The following is an 18723-nucleotide window of genomic DNA, read 5'->3' as shown; positions in this document are numbered from 1 at the left end:
AATGGATAAGATAGGACGCTTCGGCGATTTCGGCGGACAGTATATCCCCGAAACAGTCATGACTGCAGTACATGAACTGGAAGCCGCTTACGACAAATACAAGGACGACCCTGAGTTCAACAGGGAGCTGCGCGAGCTTTACCGCGATTACGCAAACAGACCATCAATGCTTTATTACGCTGAGAAGATGACAAAAGATCTCGGCGGCGCTAAGGTGTATATCAAGAGAGAGGATCTCAACCACACAGGTGCCCACAAGATAAACAATGTTCTGGGTCAGCTGCTGCTGGCAAAGAAGATGGGAAAAAAGCGTATCATCGCCGAAACAGGTGCAGGTCAGCACGGCGTTGCTACCGCTACCGTATGCGCACTGATGGGTCTTGAATGTGAAGTATATATGGGCTCAACCGATATGGAAAGACAGTCCCTGAACGTTTACAGAATGAACCTGTTGGGTGCTAAGGTGACAGGCGTTGACAGCGGTACGGCAACTCTGAAAGACGCTATAAACGAAGCTTTCCGCGACTGGTGTTCAAACATCGACACCACATTCTACTGCATAGGTTCCGTTATGGGACCTCACCCCTACCCCACAATGGTGCGCGATTTCCAGAAGATAATCAGCGAGGAGATAAAGGCACAGATGCTTGAAAAAGAGGGCAGGCTTCCCGATGCAGTTGTAGCCTGCGTAGGCGGCGGTTCAAACGCTATGGGTGCTTTCTATGATTTCATCGGCGATAAGGGCGTAAGACTTATCGGTGCTGAGGCCGCAGGCAGAGGAGTTGATACACCCGAACACGCGGCTACCATCGCAAAGGGCGACCTTGGTATATTCCACGGTATGAAGTCACTGTTCTTACAGAATGAGTACGGACAGATAGATGAAGTATATTCTATCTCGGCTGGACTTGACTACCCCGGTATAGGCCCCGAACACGCTTATCTGCATTCAATCGGCAGAGCTGATTATTACAGCATAACCGATGAGGAAGCTGTACAGGCTTTTGAATACCTCTCAAAGACCGAGGGCGTTATCCCTGCGATAGAATCAGCCCACGCTGTTGCGGCAGCTATGAAGATCATCCCCCAGATGAGCAAAGATCAGATAGTAGTTATAAACCTGTCGGGCAGAGGAGATAAGGACGTTTATTCAATAGCAAGATACAGAGGAGTTGAGTTAGATGAAAAATAGGATAGATGCTTGCTTTGAAGACCTCAAAGCTCAGGGTAAAAAGGCACTTGTAACTTTCATAACGGCGGGCGACCCAGACCTTGCCACCACAGAAAAGCTTGTACTTGAAATGTTCGATAAAGGCAGTGATATCGTTGAGATAGGCGTACCTTTCTCCGATCCCATAGCTGAGGGCGGCACGATCCAGCGTGCTTCACTGAGATCGTTGAAACACAACACCAACCTCGACCAGATATTCGAACTTGTAAGCAGGCTCCGCGACAATACGGACAAGCCCATACTGCTTATGATGTACCTGAACACAGTTTTCCGTTACGGTACAGAGAAGTTCTTCAACAACTGCAAGAACGTTCAGATAGACGGTGTTATCATACCCGATATGCCTTTCGAGGAGCGTGACGAAGTCAAGGAATACTCCGAAAAGACAGGAGTAAGAAGCATTTATCTTGTCGCACCCACATCAAAAGAGCGCGTAAAGATGATAGCTGAGGAAAGCAAGGGCTTCCTTTATATAGTATCATCTCTGGGAGTAACCGGCACACGTAATGAGATAAGTACTAACTTTAACGAGCTGCTGGCTCCTCTCAAAGAAGGCAATTACTGCCCTGCCTGCATAGGTTTTGGTATATCCAACGGCGAACAGGCAAAGAAAATGGCATCCTACTGTGACGGCTGTATCATCGGTTCGGCGATAGTTAATATCGTGGAAAAATATGGCGCAGACAGCGTTGAGCCTGTTGGTGAATTTGTTGCAAGCGTAAGAGAAGCGCTTGACTCTAATTCATAATTTTTGGAAGAACGGAAAAATCTGTTTAATATACGAACAAAGCTCGTGAGTTTAGTTGCTCACGAGCTTTGTTCTATTTCGCCGTTTTTAAATTTGAACAGGCTTTTCTCGTCCCAGTCATAATTAAAAAGCGAATAGACTCTGCCTTTATTTGCACGGATGATATCCTGTGCTTCAACGGTAAAATTACTGCCGTAACAGTAGGTGACTAAAGTCTTGTCGGTTATGCGAAAAATGGCTTTTTCGGCATTTCTGGCTGTTATGGTATTCTTGCGGTCATCGTGGAAGACTATGAGATTCACCGTTTCATCGGTGATGAACTTCCCTGTCAGAGAGGCAAATTTCTTTGGCAGATATTTTTTGATATCCGAAGCGTGGATATTCTCTTTTACAGTGAATTTCATACTTCCGTACCGCTGATAGTTCCGCCGCCGATGACATATTCGCCGTCGTAGAATACCACCGACTGTCCTTTTGATACTGCCTTATGCGGCGTATCGAATTCGACCTCGACTGTATTTTCGCCTGTTGGGAAAACTGTGCAGGGTACATCCTTCTGATGATATCTCGTCTGGGCGGTGCAGCGCAGTGGTGCGGTCAGCTTTTCAAAAGTGATAAAGTTAACATCATGTGCGGAAAGCCTTTTTGAGCAGACCTGTTCTGCTGTACCCATAATTAGGCGGTTCGATACCATGTCCTTTGCGGTAACAAAAAGGGGTTCGCTGTAAGAAACCCCCACACCGCGGCGCTGACCGATAGTATAGTGGATAAGCCCTTTGTGCCTGCCCAGTACAGTACCGTCGGAAAGCACGATATCACCCTCGGGCTGCTCCCCTGCCCTCTCGGTTATAAAGCTTGCATAGTCACCGTCTGGTATAAAGCAGATATCCTGAGAATCACGCTTATGGGCGTTTATCAGACCGTTCTCTTCAGCGATTGCTCGAATCTCCGGTTTGCTCATTTCTCCCACAGGAAATATCGTGTGAGCCAGCTGATCCTGAGTCATGCCGTAAAGTACATAGCTTTGATCCTTTGAACTGTCAGCAGAACGTTTAAGCAGCCATCTTCCGCTTGCATCATCATAGTGAGAAGTTACGTAATGACCCGTAGCTATATAATCAAATCCAAGCATTCTCGCCCTATCGAGAAATCTGCCAAATTTCAGATGCTTATTGCATTCTATACATGGATTCGGTGTTCCTCCTGCGAGATAAGTATCTACGAAATTATCCATAACGCAGGTCTTGAATTCATCTGAAAAATTGAACACATGAAAATCTATACCGAGTTTCAATGCTACAAGACGTGCATCCTCAACATCATTGAGAGAACAGCATGATTTTTCACGGATACCGATATCCTCATTATTATAAAGGTGCATCGTGGCACCTGCTACTTCATAACCCGCATCGAGCAGAAGCTTGACAGCAGTCGAACTGTCAACACCGCCGCTCATAGCAGCCAGTACTTTTTTTATAGCCATAGTGTTATTCCTTTTATATTACAGTATAGTCAGTTATTCCCTCTTCTCTGCATATCCTCTGCCACATGGGTGACATACTTCGCAGACGTTTAATAGTCTCGGGAAGAACTTCAAGGATATAGTCGATATCATCCTCGGTGTTGCCGTCACCGAGTGTCAGCCTTAGCGAACCCTTTGCAAGTTCGGCATCAAGCCCTATCGCTGTAAGGACATGAGAGGGATCTATAGAACCACTTGCACAAGCAGATCCCGAAGATGCTGCTATACCGCGGATATCAAGCGCAAGTATAAGGCTCTCGCCCTCTATGCCACGGAAAGAGACATTAACATTACCCGAGCTTCTGTGTTTTCTTCCACCGTTCAGACGAGAATAAGGTATCTCGGAAAGTATACCATCAATAAGCCTGTCACGCATTTTCGCAAGACGGATATTGCGTTCATCTATAAACTCTACAGCATCGGTTATTGCAGCACCCATGGCAACAATACCTGCAACGTTTTCAGTGCCGGCACGCTTTCCACGCTCCTGTGCACCACCGTGGATCAGACTTTCAATCGGTATACCGCTTCTGACGTAAAGTGCTCCGACTCCTTTAGGCGCGTGGAATTTATGACCTGAAAGAGAAAGCATATCAATTTTCATATTCTGAAGGTCATAGTGAATCTGCCCGGTCGCCTGAACAGCATCCGTATGGAAAAGCACGCCCTTGCTGCGGCATATCTCACCTATTTCATTTATGGGCTGGATACTGCCTATCTCGTTATTGACAGCCATAACAGAAACGACAGCAGTGTCATCACGAATCGCTTTTTCGACCAGATCCGGTGAGATGATACCATCACTGTCAGCGTGGAGATACGTTACCTCAAAACCATGTTTTTCAAGATATTCACAGGTATTAAGTACAGCATGATGCTCAATATTTGTGGTGATGATATGTCGCTTGCCGTTTTTTGCGCCGAATTCTGAAGCACTTTTTATAGCAAGATTGTCAGCCTCAGAACCTCCTGAGGTAAAATATATCTCCGAAGGACGGGCAGCGCCAAGGGCTTCAGCCACCTGTTTTCTAGCATTAAGCACGCCCTTGGCAGCATCCATTCCAAGTGAATAAATACTTGAGGGATTCCCGTACTGTTCTTTAAGATACGGAAGCATAGCATTCAATGCATTATCAGATACATTGGTAGTTGCCGCATTATCAGCGTAAACAAAGCGTTTTTCCATTACGTATCAGCCTTTCTGCAGGATCAGTTTTCCACGACTTTATCAAAAGCCGCGCCGATAGATCTGGCTTCCTGCGAACCTTTTACAGCCAGCTCATCGCAGCGTTCGTTCTCGGTATGACCTGCGTGACCTTTCACCCATACAAACTCAACCTTATGAACATCAAGAAGATCAAGTATTATCTGCCACAGATCACTGTTCAGAGCCGGTTTCTTATCAGCCTTGACCCAGCCGCGCTTTTTCCAGCCCACAGCCCAGCCTTTTGTTATGGCGTCTATGACGTACTTTGAATCGCTGTAAAGCGTTACCTCACAAGGCTCTTTCAGCGCCTGCAGACCCTTGATGACAGCAGTCATCTCCATACGGTTATTTGTAGTTTTTGGATCACCGCCATAGAGTTCCTTGTTTATATCCCTAAAACGAAGAATAGTGCCGTATCCCCCGGGACCCGGATTACCCGAACAGGCACCATCTGTGAATATCTCTATTTTTTTCATATAGCATTTTCCTTTTCCAATTTATAGATACAGACAGGTTGACCTGACGATATCTTAACAATATTCAATTATACCACAGATATTCCAAAAAGTAAAGTGACCTTGTAGGAATTTAGCCGTATCCATACAGATAAATACAATTCTATATCTTTACAATTGCCTTTTTATATGTTATAATTATTATCGAATTATGTCTATATTCAATTATGTGATAATAGACAAATTTTTCGTATTAAGTTTGTGCATTATCACATCAAAAAATAATGTAAGATCAAACGTATATATTATGTCGAAGGGTGATGATAGATTTGACCGATAAGGAGTTTGACCTTTGTATCCAACGGATACTCGGTAAAGACAAAAACGGTCTTAAAGACATCTACGCCTGTTATGGCAAGCTGATATATCAGCAGATGCTGGCAGTAGTCAAAAGTCCTCAGGACGCTGAGGATCTGACAAGCGATATGTTTTTAAGATTATGGGAGACAGCGGCGCAGTACCGTTCCGGAACGGGACACAAGCGCTACATAACGGTAATGGCTAGAAATATGGCTATCGACTTCCTTAGAAAGAGAAAACACGAAGAATACACGATAGACGATGAAGGCATATACACTGAGGAACAGGCAGACCCCGAAGCCCCAACAGATGTTCAGGTGGAAAGCGGTATTGCATTCAGGCAGGCGCTGGAAATACTGAATGAAGCAGAAAGAGAGATCATCAACCTCCGCGCAGGTCTTGATATGACCTTTAAGGAGATAAGCGAAACGCTGGGCATACCTCTCGGCACTGTTGCATGGAAATACAGACAGGCTTTGAACAAGCTGAAAAAAACAGTAAAGGAGGGCAGTATTTATGGCTAACCTGAAAGAAGAATATACAAAACATATCCAGGATACTGCACCCGATATGGATAAGCTTTGGAGCAGGATATCCGAGGAGATAGACAAAAAAGAAACAGAGAAAAAGACCGAGACAACATACACACAGAACAGAGAGCAGATAAAACGTTCTGGCGGATATATGAAAATAGCAGCAGTAGCGGCAGCATTCGTAGTTGTATTTGCAGGAGTGAATATAATGAACGAATCCAAGAAAACAAAGGCTGCTATGGACAAGGTTCCGCTTTCAAGGAGCGATAGGGATGACAACAAAACTTCCGGAGGCAATAAAAAAGACGGCTCAGTAAATAACAAGGCACAACAAGACGCATCCACAGAAGACAATCATTTCGGATCAACTGACGGTTCATTTATCAGAACTGTCAAATACGATCAGCTTGATTTAAATGCTACGGATACAGTATCATATATGACAAGCTATGTACCGCAGGGTGATGAATATTTCGTGGAAGATAAGGTGTTCGCTTCAACAGATCTCTTCGCTGACGTTACGGTGCTTGAAGCTGAACTATCTGACAACGGTGCTACTTATGTACTGCAAGTTAATTCGATGTATGACAAAAACGGCGAAGTAATGGTAACTGAACTCGTTATCAATAGCAGCACTCCTTATATACTTCAGAAAAACAGAGAATATCTGCTTCCGCTGAAACATTCGGACGAGGATAATTACAGCATAGTATTTGAGAACGCCCCACAGATAGAGATAACACTTGACGGTGGTGCTGTATTCCAAAACGGATGGAAAGCTCTCTGTAGCGGATCAGAGGATCTTGAAAAAGACAGCCTTAATATTAACGATTATTACTTCGACAGAATGAAGTACACACCCGAGCTTGACATGGAAAGCTTTTTGAACGAATGGAACAACGCTTAAGGAGGCATTGAGATGAAAATTTCAAATAGATATGCTGTAGCGGCAATAGCACTTATGATGATTATGTCAGGCTGTGGAAAAGTTGAGGAGAAAAAAGAGAATGCCGCAGTTCCTGAAGAAAACAGTGAGGTAACAGTAGAATCCTGCACAAGTGAATATCCCACCGACGATGAGACCACCGCAGATGAGGAAACACCAACGGAACTCGATGACTACGATTTCGATCAGTATTACAATTATATCATAGGTGACGGTGCATTCGGATTTGAGATGTACAACAACGGTCACATTAGTCAGAGTTGGGATAACCGTCTGGAAGGTGCGAGGATAATACTCAAAGGAATGGCTACACCCGGTACGGAAGAAAAAGCTCTCGACCTGACAGTATCAGTTGAACAGCTGAACAGTTTAGAGACTGAGGGCTTTATGGCTCACATGAAATTCGAGGATACCAAAACTTTCAGGGTAGGCGATACCAAGATTAACGGTCAGGGAGTTACGCTGATAGGTTATGAAAACAGCTTCATATTCAATATCAACTATTTTGATGAGAATGACGAGTACAAAGAAACTCCGTACTACGAATTCCCTATCGACCTTATACCCGATTTGGTAGAAGCAGTTGAGTATGCTGACAAATCTGCTGTGACCGAATCCGATGATATAGGCGGTCAGGAAATAAAAGGCGGAACATCAGGCAACACCTTGATATCTGAAGGTTATGTATGGAACGATGAAAACAAGACTGGTTTCATGGGTATGTATCAAGGCAACTACATAACCGCTGACTTTGATACAGCCAAAACGCTTGATATATTATTTGAAGCCCTTGCAGATGAAAGAGTCTCTTCAACACAAACAGAGAAAACATCAACAGGTAACTTAGATAACGGGCTGGATTTACAACTTATATTTTTTGATATTTATACCGGTAAAGATCCTGAATACAAAACTATCAATATAGGTCGAGAAACCATCAACTGTAAAAGCCTATATATCTTTGGAACTGACAATGATTACAAGATAAGATGTTATGAGAATACAGGTGAAAGTATGAGTGACGAAAGATCATTTGAGATGACTCTTCCTAAAGAATATGCCGAAAGGCTGATAAATGAGATATTTGGTAGTTGATACCATTTCAGAAAGGATGATAACTATGAAAGAGAATACTAAAAAGATAACAGCGATGGTACTTTCGCTTATAATGGCAATCGGAATGATGACTGGCTGCGGCGGCAAAGATTCATCAGGCAGTAAAAAAGGTGAAATGATCGTCGGTGATAACAGAGAACAAAATATATCCAACAATGGACAACAGAATCTCGATGACGCTGATGGCTTAGAGTGGCATTACAGCGAAGAAGCGATCTCAGATATGGATATAAATACCGAGGAATACAACTACTATGCGGAAAACTCTTACCTGAGTGTTGCTGAACATCCGCTTTCCACATTTTCCACTGATGTAGATACAGCTTCATTCACCAATATAAGACGCATGATAGAGAATAATCAGAATATTGACCCCAATGCAGTAAGAACAGAGGAATTCATAAACTACTTTAAATACAACTACGAATATCCCGATGGAGATGATAAGATCGCCATAACAACGGAGCTTTCTGATTGTCCATGGAATGCTGATGCAAAGCTTATGCAGATAGGCTTGCAGGCAAAGGATATAGATGTACAGGATATTGATTCTAACATCGTATTCCTGATAGACGTCAGCGGATCAATGGCAGACGAAAACAAACTTCCTTTGGTAGTTCAGGCGTTCGCAATGCTGGCAGAGAACCTCGGAGAAAATGACAGGATATCAATAGTGACTTACGCAGGCAGAGATACGATAGAGCTGGAGGGCGAAAGCGGTGCGAACTATGAAACTATCGCCTCCACCCTTGCAGGACTGACAGCAGGCGGTTCGACCGCAGGTGCAGCAGGTATCAACACTGCTTATGAACTTGCCGAAAAATACTTTATTAAAGGCGGAAACAACAGAGTCATACTAGCCACCGACGGTGACCTGAATGTTGGTCTTTCCTCTGAAGAGGAACTGAAGGCTCTTATCGAAGAAAAGCGTGACAAAGGCGTATTCCTCTCGGTACTGGGATTCGGCATGGGCAACTATAAGGATAACAGGCTTGAAGCACTTGCAGACAACGGCAACGGCAACTACGCTTATATAGACAGCGTCGATGAAGCTGAGAGAGTACTTGTAACCGAGATGAACGGAACAATGTTCACAGTAGCAAAGGATGCAAAGATACAGGTGGAATTCAACCCAACTAATGTTGCTTATTATAAGCTTGTTGGCTATGAGAACAGACTACTGGAAGATCAGGATTTTGAGGACGATACCAAAGATGCCGGTGATGTCGGTGCAAACCAGCAGGTAACAGCACTGTATGAGCTTATACTGAACGACGGCAAGGCTGACGGCGATGACAGCAAACGTACACTTAAATATCAGGATGATGTTGAGTATCCCGCTCCCGAAAAAATAGACGAGAAGGATCTTGACAAAGAGCTGCTTACAGTATCTGTAAGATACAAGGAGAAAGATGAGAACGAAAGCAAACTGATAGACAAGGCTGTTAAACTTGCAAGCTATGTAAATAAAGAAGAGATGAGCGAGAACATGAAACTCGCTTGCGCTGCAACAATGTTTGCAAAAACACTTGGTAACTCTGAAACAAAGTTCACTATGAACGATATAAGAAACTACGCTAAAGGTCTTAAGCTTGATGCCGAAGAACTTCTCAAGCTGATCGCACTGTATGAAGACAACTATCAGGCTCCTGTGGAAATCATTGAATGAGTCTTAATATCAAATTAAAGCGAGATATTCAACGCTCAATTATACTTTTGTTTACCGCATTTTCAGCTGGTGATTTAAAAGGATAGTCATAAATAAAAAATACAACAATACTCGATACTGCCGCTGTGCTTTTGCATGAAGCGGCAGTAAGAGTATATAAAATGTAAATCAGAACAGAAAGTCAGATGACAAAAACAGTCAGACAAGATAAGGCGAGCTATTTATACAAACAGTAACAAAATGATTAACAAAAATACTGTTTAGCAAAATCAAATATTGATAAATATAGTACATTGACAAATATCCCTCTTGCTATTATAATAATATCGGAGCAATACTATACACGATGATGCAGGAGGTAACTAAATGGACAATGAGATAAGAACAGGCTGCATAATGCAGTTTTACGAGATATATCCCCTAAGCCGTAAACTGGTATTTGATACCTTTGACCAGAAGAAGTACCATGTTACGCGTACACAGCAGATAGTACTGCTTTCTCTATCAGTATGCGGACAGATGAATATGTCTCAGCTGGCATCAAAAATAAATACTTCTAATGAACAAGCTACCCGAGCAGTAGCACAGTTGGTGGATATGGGATTTATTGAAAGAAATCATCAGCCTGATAACAGACGTGTTGTCAATATCTCCCTTACAGAAAAAGCTGAAAGCTTTCTTATCAAGATGAAAGCTGATATACGTGAAGATCTGCTTGATCTGTTTTCAAATGTATCTGATGAGGATATGAAAAAACTATACAATGCACTGATACAGGTCAACGAGGTACTCAGACAGGTGATGGATATATGAACAAAAAGAAAAAAGGCAACTTCACTTCATGCGAAAGCTGCGTAAACAATGTATATGATGACGAACTTGAATGCTATTCATGTGAAGTCAATTTAGACGAAGATGAGATGTACAGGCTTTTTAATGAACCGCATTATGCCTGCCCTTATTACAGGCTCGATGATGAATATGCTGTAGTAAGAAAACAAAACTGATTATTTACAGACCTGCAAAACAGGTCTGTATTTTTTATCAAAAACGGCTCACAAAATAATAGTGAGCCGTTTAATTCTTATTCAATTACAGCTGAACCATCAGCTCCCAGGGTAATACCATCAATAACAGTATCTGTAAGGAGTACACCATAAGCATCAAAATAATACTGTTTTCCGTCGATCTCCTGCCAGCCTGTGGCGGAAACTCCACCCTTGAGATTGTAGTACTTGTTTCCGCTCCAGCTGATCCAGCCTTCGGTCACATATCCATTCTCACCGAGATTGATCAACTCACCGTTAATAAATATAGGACCCCTTAGCATGACTCCGTATTCAAGATAATAACGCTTTTCTTCGATAGTAGTCCAGCCTTCCTGCAAGGTACCGTCATCACCGAAATAATATTCTGTACCGTTGATATCTTTCCAGCCTTTATATGCCTTTCCGTCAGCACCGAAATAATACATCTTGCCGCTGTCGATCGTTACCCACTTGTTCTTAACGATACCATCTCTGCTAAGATAATAAACATTACCATCATCGTTGATCACACCGATATGCATAACGCCTTCATCATTAAAGAAATAACGTTCTCCGTTTATATCCGTCCAACCGATAGCTGCATTTCCGTCAGCATCGAAGTAATATGTCTTATTTCCTTCGGTATGGAAAACATCGGTGAGCCAGTCCGAATCACCTTTTTTGTACTTGATCTGACCGTCAAGCTTGACAATACCATCAGAAAGGACACCGTCAGAAGAAAAGACATAGTTTTCATCATTTCCGTTGAATTCTCCTGTGCAGGCAGCACCTGTTTCACCAAAGTAATAGCGTTTACCGTCAATGATCTGCCAGCCAAGCGACTTCTTGCCTGTTTTTTCATCAAAATGGAAACGATAATCACCAACGGTTATCCAGCCATAGGCAAGGGTGTTATCACTGTAAAAATAATAATTGCCAAGCACATCACTGCCGAATTTATCATACACGTCCTTCTGGAACTTATTTAATGTATTATCCTTATACTTTTCTTTCAGCTCATCATAGCGCATCCATTCATCACTGTTCAGAGCTGACAGTTTATCGTAGGATAGATTTTCAAACTTATTCAAATCAGACATATCCTTCTTGAAAAGCTTGACATCAGACGCAGCACGACCTATAGTTGCCCATCCGTACGCTGCAGCATGAGTATCGGGGTAAAAGTAGTATCTCAGCATTATTGGGTCATAGGTTATAGGATCAAACTCACCGCTTTCAAGTTTTAACCAGCCGTTGGCTACAACACCGCCTCGTCCGAAATAATACTTTGAACCGCCTATTGTCTGCCAACCTGTCCTCATCTTGAAATTCTTATCAAAATAGAAGTAGTCTTCACCTATTTTATTGAAGCCCTTTGCGGCTACACCTTTTTCACTGAAATAGTACTTGGTGTTATCTTCCTCATACCAACCGATAGTCATTACACCGTCACTGGAAAAATGATACGTCTTTCCGCCTATCTCTTTCCAGTTTTTTACCATTTCTCCACGCTTATCAAAATAATAAGTCTTATCCTCGATCTTAAAGAAACCAGTAACACAAGCTCCGGTTTCAGCATCGGCATAAAAGTAATTTCCGTCCTTTTTGATCCAGCCATGATGAAGAACACCATCCTCATTGAATAGATAGCGTTTACCGTCAATGACTTTCCAATCAGTAGCCATCTTTCCGTCTTTATCAAAATAGTAGACATTATCATCTATTTCATAAAACCCAACAGCCATCTTGCCGTCGTTTTTGAAATAATACTGAATACCGCCAACATTAACCCAGCCGCGACGCTGTTTACCATTTTCATCAAAATACGAATCTTCTGAAAAACCAGACCCCGGAAAACCGTGTTCATCAAAATAATACTCATCACCGTTGATATCAACAAGACCCGTCCTGAAAATACCTGATTCGGTGGAAAAATAGTACTTAACACCATCGATCTCGATAGTACCGCGCTGTATGATACCATCATCACCAAGATAGTAGGTATCACCGCGGAACTTCTGCCATCCTGCCGGGAGTATAATGCCTTCATCATCAAACAGATAACAGGTATTGTCGATCATCTGATAGCCTGTGACACGTTCATGTGTCTCTGGAGATATATAGTAAGTACCTTCTGAATGGGTATGCCAGCCAACAGCGTAATATGACTTATATATAAGATGTCCCGAAAAACCGATGCCTACTGCAGCCGTACAGATCAATGCCGATAGCATATTTGCGGCATTTCTGCGGCGTGCAATAATGCGCGTCTTATCTCGTACATATCTGTTTTCCATACCTTTGGTACTCATACACACTATTCCCTTTCGTAAAAGATCCACTTTGATAGTATACCACATTACAAACTTGATTGCAACCGTTTTTAACAAATCTTCACCTGATTTTCAGATAAGAAAAGCCGGAGGAAACATATCCTCCGACTTAGAGATAACTTTATTTTATCAGAATACCTTTGCAATATCAGAAAGCTCACGGCGTCTTGGCTTTTTAGGTTCTTCATCGGCATAACCCAAAGCAAGGACAGCACAGATCTCTTCATTTTCGGGTATACCCAGTGCAGCACGCAGTTTCTGTCCATCGCGTATACCCATAACAAGTGTATCAAGACCAAGTTCTTTAGCTTTAAGCATAAAGATCATATTCTGAAGACCGAGGTCATAACAGCCCCAGCCATTGCCCAGTTCGTTGATAGGCTGACAGTTATCATCAAAGCCAACATTGTTTTTTTCATAAGCGGTAACTATCAGCGCTGCATTCAAACTTCTCTGCTCATTGAACGATGGAAAGCAGGTAGTCCTTATCTCCTCACGCTTTTCTTTAGAAAGCACACAGTAGTACTTAGATGTCTGCTGATTTTTCCATGAGGGAGCTTCCTGAGCTGCCTTTATTATCTCTTCAACTTGCTCGCGGGTGACTTCTTTGTCAGCATACTTTCGCACACTTCTTCTTGATTCGATAAGATTCTGGAATTCCATAGTTTACACCTCCGTTATTTCTCGACAAAATACACTTTTCTTTTGTAATTATCAGCATCACAGCCTATATTGACCTTTGGCAGCTCGTACACATAGCACTTATCCGTTTTATCACAAGAAAGCCAAACATTAGGAACGTGATAATTATAATAGCCATACTCACTGACGATAGGTCTAGAAGCTCGAGAATAAGATATATCCTCCAACTCATATCCAAAAGTAACTATATACGTGTGCCCATCAAAATCATAGTCATATCCGGAGAATTCGCTGGAAAGTTCGTATAAATCTTCCATGTCTATCTCCGACTTCAAATCACAGTAATAAGTATAGTTTCTGTTCGGTAAAAGCTGACCCTCTGCAACCTCTTTGAAATCAATTCGGTTATTCATAAAGAAATACAGACAAAGTGAGGTCAAAAGCAAGATGACAGCGGATATAACAATACCATTCTTCTTGGCTTTCATGCCGTTCCCCGCCCCTTAAAGCACTGCATTAGCAAGCATCAGCTTGATACGGTTCTCCTGATTGACCTTTGTTGCACCTGGGTCATAGTCAATAGCAACTATGTTTGCATCCGGATACGCCTGCTTGATAACGCGGGCACTTCCCTTTGCAACTATATGGTTAGGCAGACAGCCAAAAGGCTGAGTGCATATGATGTTCTTAGTACCTGTTTCAGCAAGAGCCGCCATTTCAGCAGTGATAAGCCAGCCTTCTCCCATCTTAACGCCCTGATTGATGTATTTATCGGCACAGTGGCGCAGATGCTCAAAATCGTGAGGAGGTTGGAATACACCCTGCTCGTTGATTATCTTGATCTGCTGTTTCTGGAACTTGTAAAGAACATCGTAACCGATACCAAATATAAGTGACTTCTTTGGATTTTTATCATAGAGTCTCTTATCATTAACAGCATCTGAAGCACAATACATAACAAAATCAAGGAGCCCCGGCACATTGGGTTCGCAGCCCTCGCTTAGCAGGAATTCGTTAAGATGATTGTTTGCAAGTGGTGAATACTTAACATATATCTCGCCCACTATACCAACCTTTGGCTTCTTAACCTTAGTTCTCGGAAGCGCTGCAAAATCTTTCAGCATTGCACGATAAAGCTTGGCAGTACTCATGTAATCGCGCTTAGTATGAAAAAGTTTTCCAAGGCGATGCTGCCATCTCGCCAGAAGTTCATCTGTGGAATTTGGTTCTATTTCATAGGGCTTGCACTGATTATAAAGTAGCATAAGCATATCGCCATACAGTACCGCATAAATAAGTTTAAGGGCTATAGAAGGTGATACTTCAATCGATGCATCCTTTTCAAGTCCGCTGAAATTCAGAGAAAGCACAGGTACCTGCGGAAAAGTTGATGAAAGTGCTTTTCTCAGCAGGTGTATATAATTAGATGCTCTGCAACCACCGCCCGTCTGAGATATCAGAAGTGCAGTATGGTCAGGATCATACTTACCGCTTTTCAGAGCGTCCATAAACTGACCTATTACAAGCAACGCGGGATAACAAGTATCATTATGAACGTTTTTCAGTCCCTCATCGATAACACTTCTCGTAGAGGTCTGCAAAAGCTCCATGCGGTAGCCGTACTGTTCATATATTGCCATTATCAGCTTGAAATGTATCGGCAGCATATCGGGGATAAGAACAAGATAGTCCGATTTTTTGGACTTATCAAAGTATGACTTATGTACTCTGTCAGATCCCGAATGTGGAATGCTGCATGAATTATTCTCAGACATTTATATTCCTCCAAATAACAAGATATACCTGTTCAGACAGCCGAAGTCTGCTTTGCAGCACGCGATGCCTGAGCATCCTTTTCCTCAAGTGCTGCAGCAAGGGAACGAAGCCTTATCTTAGCTGCACCAAGATTGGTTATCTCGTCTATTTTAAGCTGAGTATAGAGCTTTCCCTGTTCTTCAAGCACAGCCCTGACCTCATCGGTAGTTACAGCATCTATACCGCAGCCGAAGCTGACAAGCTGTACAAGCTGCATATCATCGTTTTCACATACATATTTAGCCGCGCGGTACATTCTGGAATGATAAGTCCACTGATTGAGTACATCAAGAGCGGGAGTGTCCACCAGACTTGCCACGCTGTCCTCAGTAATGACCGCAAAGCCGAGTGAAGCTATAAGCTTATGGATTCCATGGTTGATCTCAGGGTCTATATGATAGGGTCTGCCTGCAATAACGATGATCTTCTGACCCTTACTGCGTGCTTCACGTATTATCTCCTGAGCCTTACCCTTGATATCACGACGGAAATCTATCTGCGCTGAGTATGCGCGGTTAAGAAGGCTCATAATCTGTTTAGCCGAGATACCGTATTTATTAAGTGCCTTTGCTATAGCCTTCGCAACATGGGTCTTATTATTAAGATCAATATACGGTGCAATAAAGTTATCTTCATTCAGCTTGTCATTATTTGCTTTAAGAAGTTCGGGATAATAAGCTACAACAGGACAGTTGAAATGGTTATCAGAACCACCCTCATCTATATTATAACTCATGCAGGGGTAGAAAATGAAATCTACACCTTTTTCAAGCAGGCTCTCGATATGACCATGAGCAAGTTTAGCGGGATAGCAGACAGTATCCGAAGGGATAGTCTGCTGACCTTTATAATAAGTATCTCTGGTAGATTCTTCAGAAAATACGATTTCAAAACCAAGGTCAGTAAAGAGCTGTGCAAAAAACGGCATAAGGTCATAATATGAAAGACACAGAGGCAATCCCACCTTAGCAATAGGCTTCATGCGAGTTTTTTTATTTTCAAGCTCCCTGATATAATTGTACTTATACTCAATCATATTTTCAGTGCGGTCCGTTATTTTTATACCTGCACCTTTTTCACAGCGGTTGCCCGATATAAATCTGTGACCGTCACCGAAACGTATAACTGTGAGGTTACAGTGTGCACCGCAGCCACCGCATTGTAAAGCCTTAGCAGTGTATGAGAAGTTTTCAAGAGCTTCCCTGCTGATTATGCCAGAATGATCAAGTGAACCCTCTGACTTTTCCTTAGCAAACAGTGCACATCCAAGAGCACCCATAAGTCCGGCGATAGCAGGACGGATAACATTTCTGCCAAGTTCCTGCTCAAATGAACGCAGCACAGCATCATTAAGGAATGTACCGCCCTGAACTACGATATTCTGTCCCAGTTCATCAATGGACTTAGCCCTTATAACTTTGTAAACAGCGTTCTTGATGATAGATGATGAAAGTCCTGCAGAGATATCTTCGACGGTAGCACCATCCTTCTGTGCCTGTTTTACAGAGCTGTTCATAAATACTGTGCATCGTGAACCAAGTTCGACAGGTGCCTTTGCAAAAAGACCCAGCTGTGCGAAATTAGCGATATCATATCCCATAGCACCTGCAAAAGTCTGTATAAATGATCCGCAGCCTGAAGAACAAGCTTCATTAAGCATAATGCTGTCGATAGCATTATTTTTGATCTTGAAGCACTTGATATCCTGTCCGCCAATGTCTATTATAAAATCAACATCGGGACAGAAATAAGCTGCTGCCTTATAGTGAGCCACAGTCTCAACGATACCGAAATCAACACCAAGACCAGCCTTTATAAGTTCCTCACCGTAACCTGTAACAGCCGATGCTCTGATATTCAGTTTATCTCCTGCAAGGCGATAGATCTCCTTCAGCTTAGAAGCTATGATATCAAGGGGCTGACCCTGATTTGAGCAATAATGCTGATACAGCAGTCTGCCATCAGGTGTTATAAGCACAAGTTTAGTCGTTGTAGAGCCAGCATCTATGCCGAGGAAAGCATCACCCTCATAGGTCTTGATATCCTCATATTTAAGATCGGATTTCTTATGACGCTCGATAAATTCAGCATAATCCGCCTGAGATTCAAAAAGTCTCCTGCCGACTACTATATTATCGTTAGTCTTAGCATTGGCTATCTTGTCGAGAGCTTCATCAATAGTCATCTCCTCTGAAAGGTCATGAGCATGAAGTGCAGCACCGAAAGCGATATAGCACGATGATCTTTCAGGGAGTATTGCATTATCCTCAGAAAGTGAAAGGGTCTTTTTAAACGTTTCACGTAATGCGCTGAGATAAGTAAGAGGACCTCCAAGGAAAAGCACCTTTCCTTCTATCTTCCTGCCCTGTGCCAGACCAGATACCGTCTGATCAACAACTGCCTGGAATATTGAAGCGGATATATCCTCCTTTTTTGCACCCTGATTCAGCAGAGGCTGTATATCTGACTTTGCAAAAACACCACAGCGTGAAGCGATCGGATATGTTTTCTCAGCTTTCAGTGCAAGATCGTTCATATCATCGGGAGTAACACCAAGAAGTCCTGCCATCTGATCAATAAATGCGCCCGTACCGCCGGCACAAGAACCGTTCATACGCTGTTCCACACCACCGGTGAGAAATATTATCTTAGCATCCTCACCGCCAAGTTCGATAACAACATCAGCATCAGGATAAGTCTTATTTACAGCAACGAAAGCAGAAAATACCTCCTGTACAAAGGGAATGCCGCAGGCTTCTGCTATACCGAGTCCTGCTGAACCGGTAATAGCTATACGGAACTTATCATCAGGATAGCTTTTGCGTATAAGCTTGAGCTGCTCTGCCACAGTTTCCCTTACCCGTGAAAAATGCCTTTCATATCTGTTATATATAAATTCGCCATTGTGAACGATGACTGTTTTGACAGTTGTTGAACCGACATCGATACCAAGGTCATAGGTCATGCACATGAAAAAAACCTCCGCAGAAATTACAAATTAGATTTATTATAACACATTCGGCATAAAAATACAAGTCATTTTTTTAAATTTTCAAACTTTAGCCCGATAAATGGGGAAATAAGACAAATTATGGAAATGTGATAAATGGATAAAAAC

At 42.6% G+C, this 18723-nt stretch carries 17 protein-coding genes; 8 read left to right on the top strand and 9 right to left on the bottom strand.

Translation table 11 applies throughout. From position 1 onward, the window contains the following. Position 1 precedes the first annotated feature (1 nt). Positions 2 to 1192 carry a tryptophan synthase subunit beta gene (trpB, locus tag RUMAL_RS08710; protein ID WP_013498377.1) on the top strand — a complete coding sequence of 397 codons (1191 nt, stop codon included), beginning with the start codon at positions 2 to 4 and terminating at the stop codon, positions 1190 to 1192. Then, on the top strand, positions 1182 to 1979 hold the full coding sequence (trpA, locus tag RUMAL_RS08705) for a tryptophan synthase subunit alpha (RefSeq protein WP_013498376.1): 798 nt from the start codon (positions 1182 to 1184) through the stop codon (positions 1977 to 1979). The genes trpB and trpA overlap by 11 nt, the downstream gene beginning before the upstream one ends. Positions 1980 to 2038: 59 nt before the next feature. Here trpA and RUMAL_RS08700 read toward each other — a convergent pair whose 3' ends face one another. The 4 genes from RUMAL_RS08700 to rnhA are packed head-to-tail and all read right to left on the bottom strand — an operon-like array spanning position 2039 to position 5184. Next, positions 2039 to 2383: a hypothetical protein gene (locus RUMAL_RS08700; RefSeq protein ID WP_013498375.1), complete on the bottom strand. Its 345-nt coding sequence runs from the start codon at positions 2381 to 2383 to the stop codon at positions 2039 to 2041. After that, the gene (mnmA, locus tag RUMAL_RS08695) at positions 2380 to 3462 is read right to left on the bottom strand and encodes a tRNA 2-thiouridine(34) synthase MnmA (protein ID WP_013498374.1); all 1083 of its coding nucleotides are present in this window, start codon (positions 3460 to 3462) and stop codon (positions 2380 to 2382) included. The genes RUMAL_RS08700 and mnmA overlap by 4 nt, the downstream gene beginning before the upstream one ends. A gap of 13 nt (positions 3463 to 3475) precedes the next feature. Further along, on the bottom strand, positions 3476 to 4687 hold the full coding sequence (gene nifS, locus RUMAL_RS08690) for a cysteine desulfurase NifS (RefSeq protein WP_013498373.1): 1212 nt from the start codon (positions 4685 to 4687) through the stop codon (positions 3476 to 3478). A 23-nt stretch (positions 4688 to 4710) separates the two neighbouring features. Further along, positions 4711 to 5184 carry a ribonuclease HI gene (gene rnhA, locus RUMAL_RS08685; RefSeq protein WP_013498372.1) on the bottom strand — a complete coding sequence of 158 codons (474 nt, stop codon included), beginning with the start codon at positions 5182 to 5184 and terminating at the stop codon, positions 4711 to 4713. 299 nt (positions 5185 to 5483) lie between these two features. On the opposite strand from rnhA, the gene RUMAL_RS08680 reads away from it, so the two are divergent. From RUMAL_RS08680 to RUMAL_RS08655, 6 genes are all read left to right on the top strand, one after another. Beyond that, complete coding sequence (locus tag RUMAL_RS08680) at positions 5484 to 6047, top strand: RNA polymerase sigma factor (RefSeq protein WP_013498371.1); 564 nt, start codon at positions 5484 to 5486, stop codon at positions 6045 to 6047. Then, positions 6040 to 6963, top strand: coding sequence for a hypothetical protein (locus tag RUMAL_RS08675; protein WP_013498370.1), 924 nt, complete (start codon positions 6040 to 6042; stop codon positions 6961 to 6963). The genes RUMAL_RS08680 and RUMAL_RS08675 overlap by 8 nt, the downstream gene beginning before the upstream one ends. A gap of 12 nt (positions 6964 to 6975) precedes the next feature. Further along, on the top strand, positions 6976 to 8097 hold the full coding sequence (locus RUMAL_RS08670; RefSeq protein WP_013498369.1) for a hypothetical protein: 1122 nt from the start codon (positions 6976 to 6978) through the stop codon (positions 8095 to 8097). Positions 8098 to 8122: 25 nt separating this feature from the next. Then, entirely contained in the window at positions 8123 to 9787 is a 1665-nt protein-coding gene (locus tag RUMAL_RS08665; RefSeq protein ID WP_013498368.1) for a vWA domain-containing protein, read from the top strand. 366 nt (positions 9788 to 10153) lie between these two features. After that, entirely contained in the window at positions 10154 to 10600 is a 447-nt protein-coding gene (locus RUMAL_RS08660) for a MarR family transcriptional regulator (protein ID WP_013498367.1), read from the top strand. Continuing rightward, positions 10597 to 10794, top strand: a complete 198-nt coding sequence (locus RUMAL_RS08655) for a DUF6472 family protein (RefSeq protein WP_013498366.1) — start codon at positions 10597 to 10599, stop codon at positions 10792 to 10794. The genes RUMAL_RS08660 and RUMAL_RS08655 overlap by 4 nt, the downstream gene beginning before the upstream one ends. A gap of 77 nt (positions 10795 to 10871) precedes the next feature. On the opposite strand, the gene RUMAL_RS08650 is transcribed toward RUMAL_RS08655, so the two are convergent. From RUMAL_RS08650 to RUMAL_RS08630, 5 genes are all read right to left on the bottom strand, one after another. Beyond that, complete coding sequence (locus RUMAL_RS08650; protein ID WP_154662762.1) at positions 10872 to 13112, bottom strand: N-acetylmuramoyl-L-alanine amidase family protein; 2241 nt, start codon at positions 13110 to 13112, stop codon at positions 10872 to 10874. A 165-nt stretch (positions 13113 to 13277) separates the two neighbouring features. Beyond that, the gene (locus RUMAL_RS08645) at positions 13278 to 13811 is read right to left on the bottom strand and encodes a nitroreductase family protein (protein WP_013498364.1); all 534 of its coding nucleotides are present in this window, start codon (positions 13809 to 13811) and stop codon (positions 13278 to 13280) included. A gap of 14 nt (positions 13812 to 13825) precedes the next feature. Continuing rightward, positions 13826 to 14278 carry a hypothetical protein gene (locus RUMAL_RS08640; protein ID WP_028504205.1) on the bottom strand — a complete coding sequence of 151 codons (453 nt, stop codon included), beginning with the start codon at positions 14276 to 14278 and terminating at the stop codon, positions 13826 to 13828. Positions 14279 to 14293: 15 nt separating this feature from the next. Then, positions 14294 to 15565, bottom strand: coding sequence for a 2-hydroxyacyl-CoA dehydratase (locus RUMAL_RS08635; RefSeq protein WP_013498363.1), 1272 nt, complete (start codon positions 15563 to 15565; stop codon positions 14294 to 14296). A gap of 32 nt (positions 15566 to 15597) precedes the next feature. Continuing rightward, the gene (locus RUMAL_RS08630; protein ID WP_013498362.1) at positions 15598 to 18576 is read right to left on the bottom strand and encodes an acyl-CoA dehydratase activase; all 2979 of its coding nucleotides are present in this window, start codon (positions 18574 to 18576) and stop codon (positions 15598 to 15600) included. Between the last annotated feature and the right edge of the window lie 147 nt (positions 18577 to 18723).

Origin of the sequence: Ruminococcus albus 7 = DSM 20455 (assembly GCF_000179635.2) — a bacterium.
GTDB lineage: Bacteria > Bacillota > Clostridia > Oscillospirales > Ruminococcaceae > Hominimerdicola > Hominimerdicola alba.
Note: the sequence above shows the minus strand (reverse complement) of the source record. Positions and strands in the feature narration are given on the sequence as shown.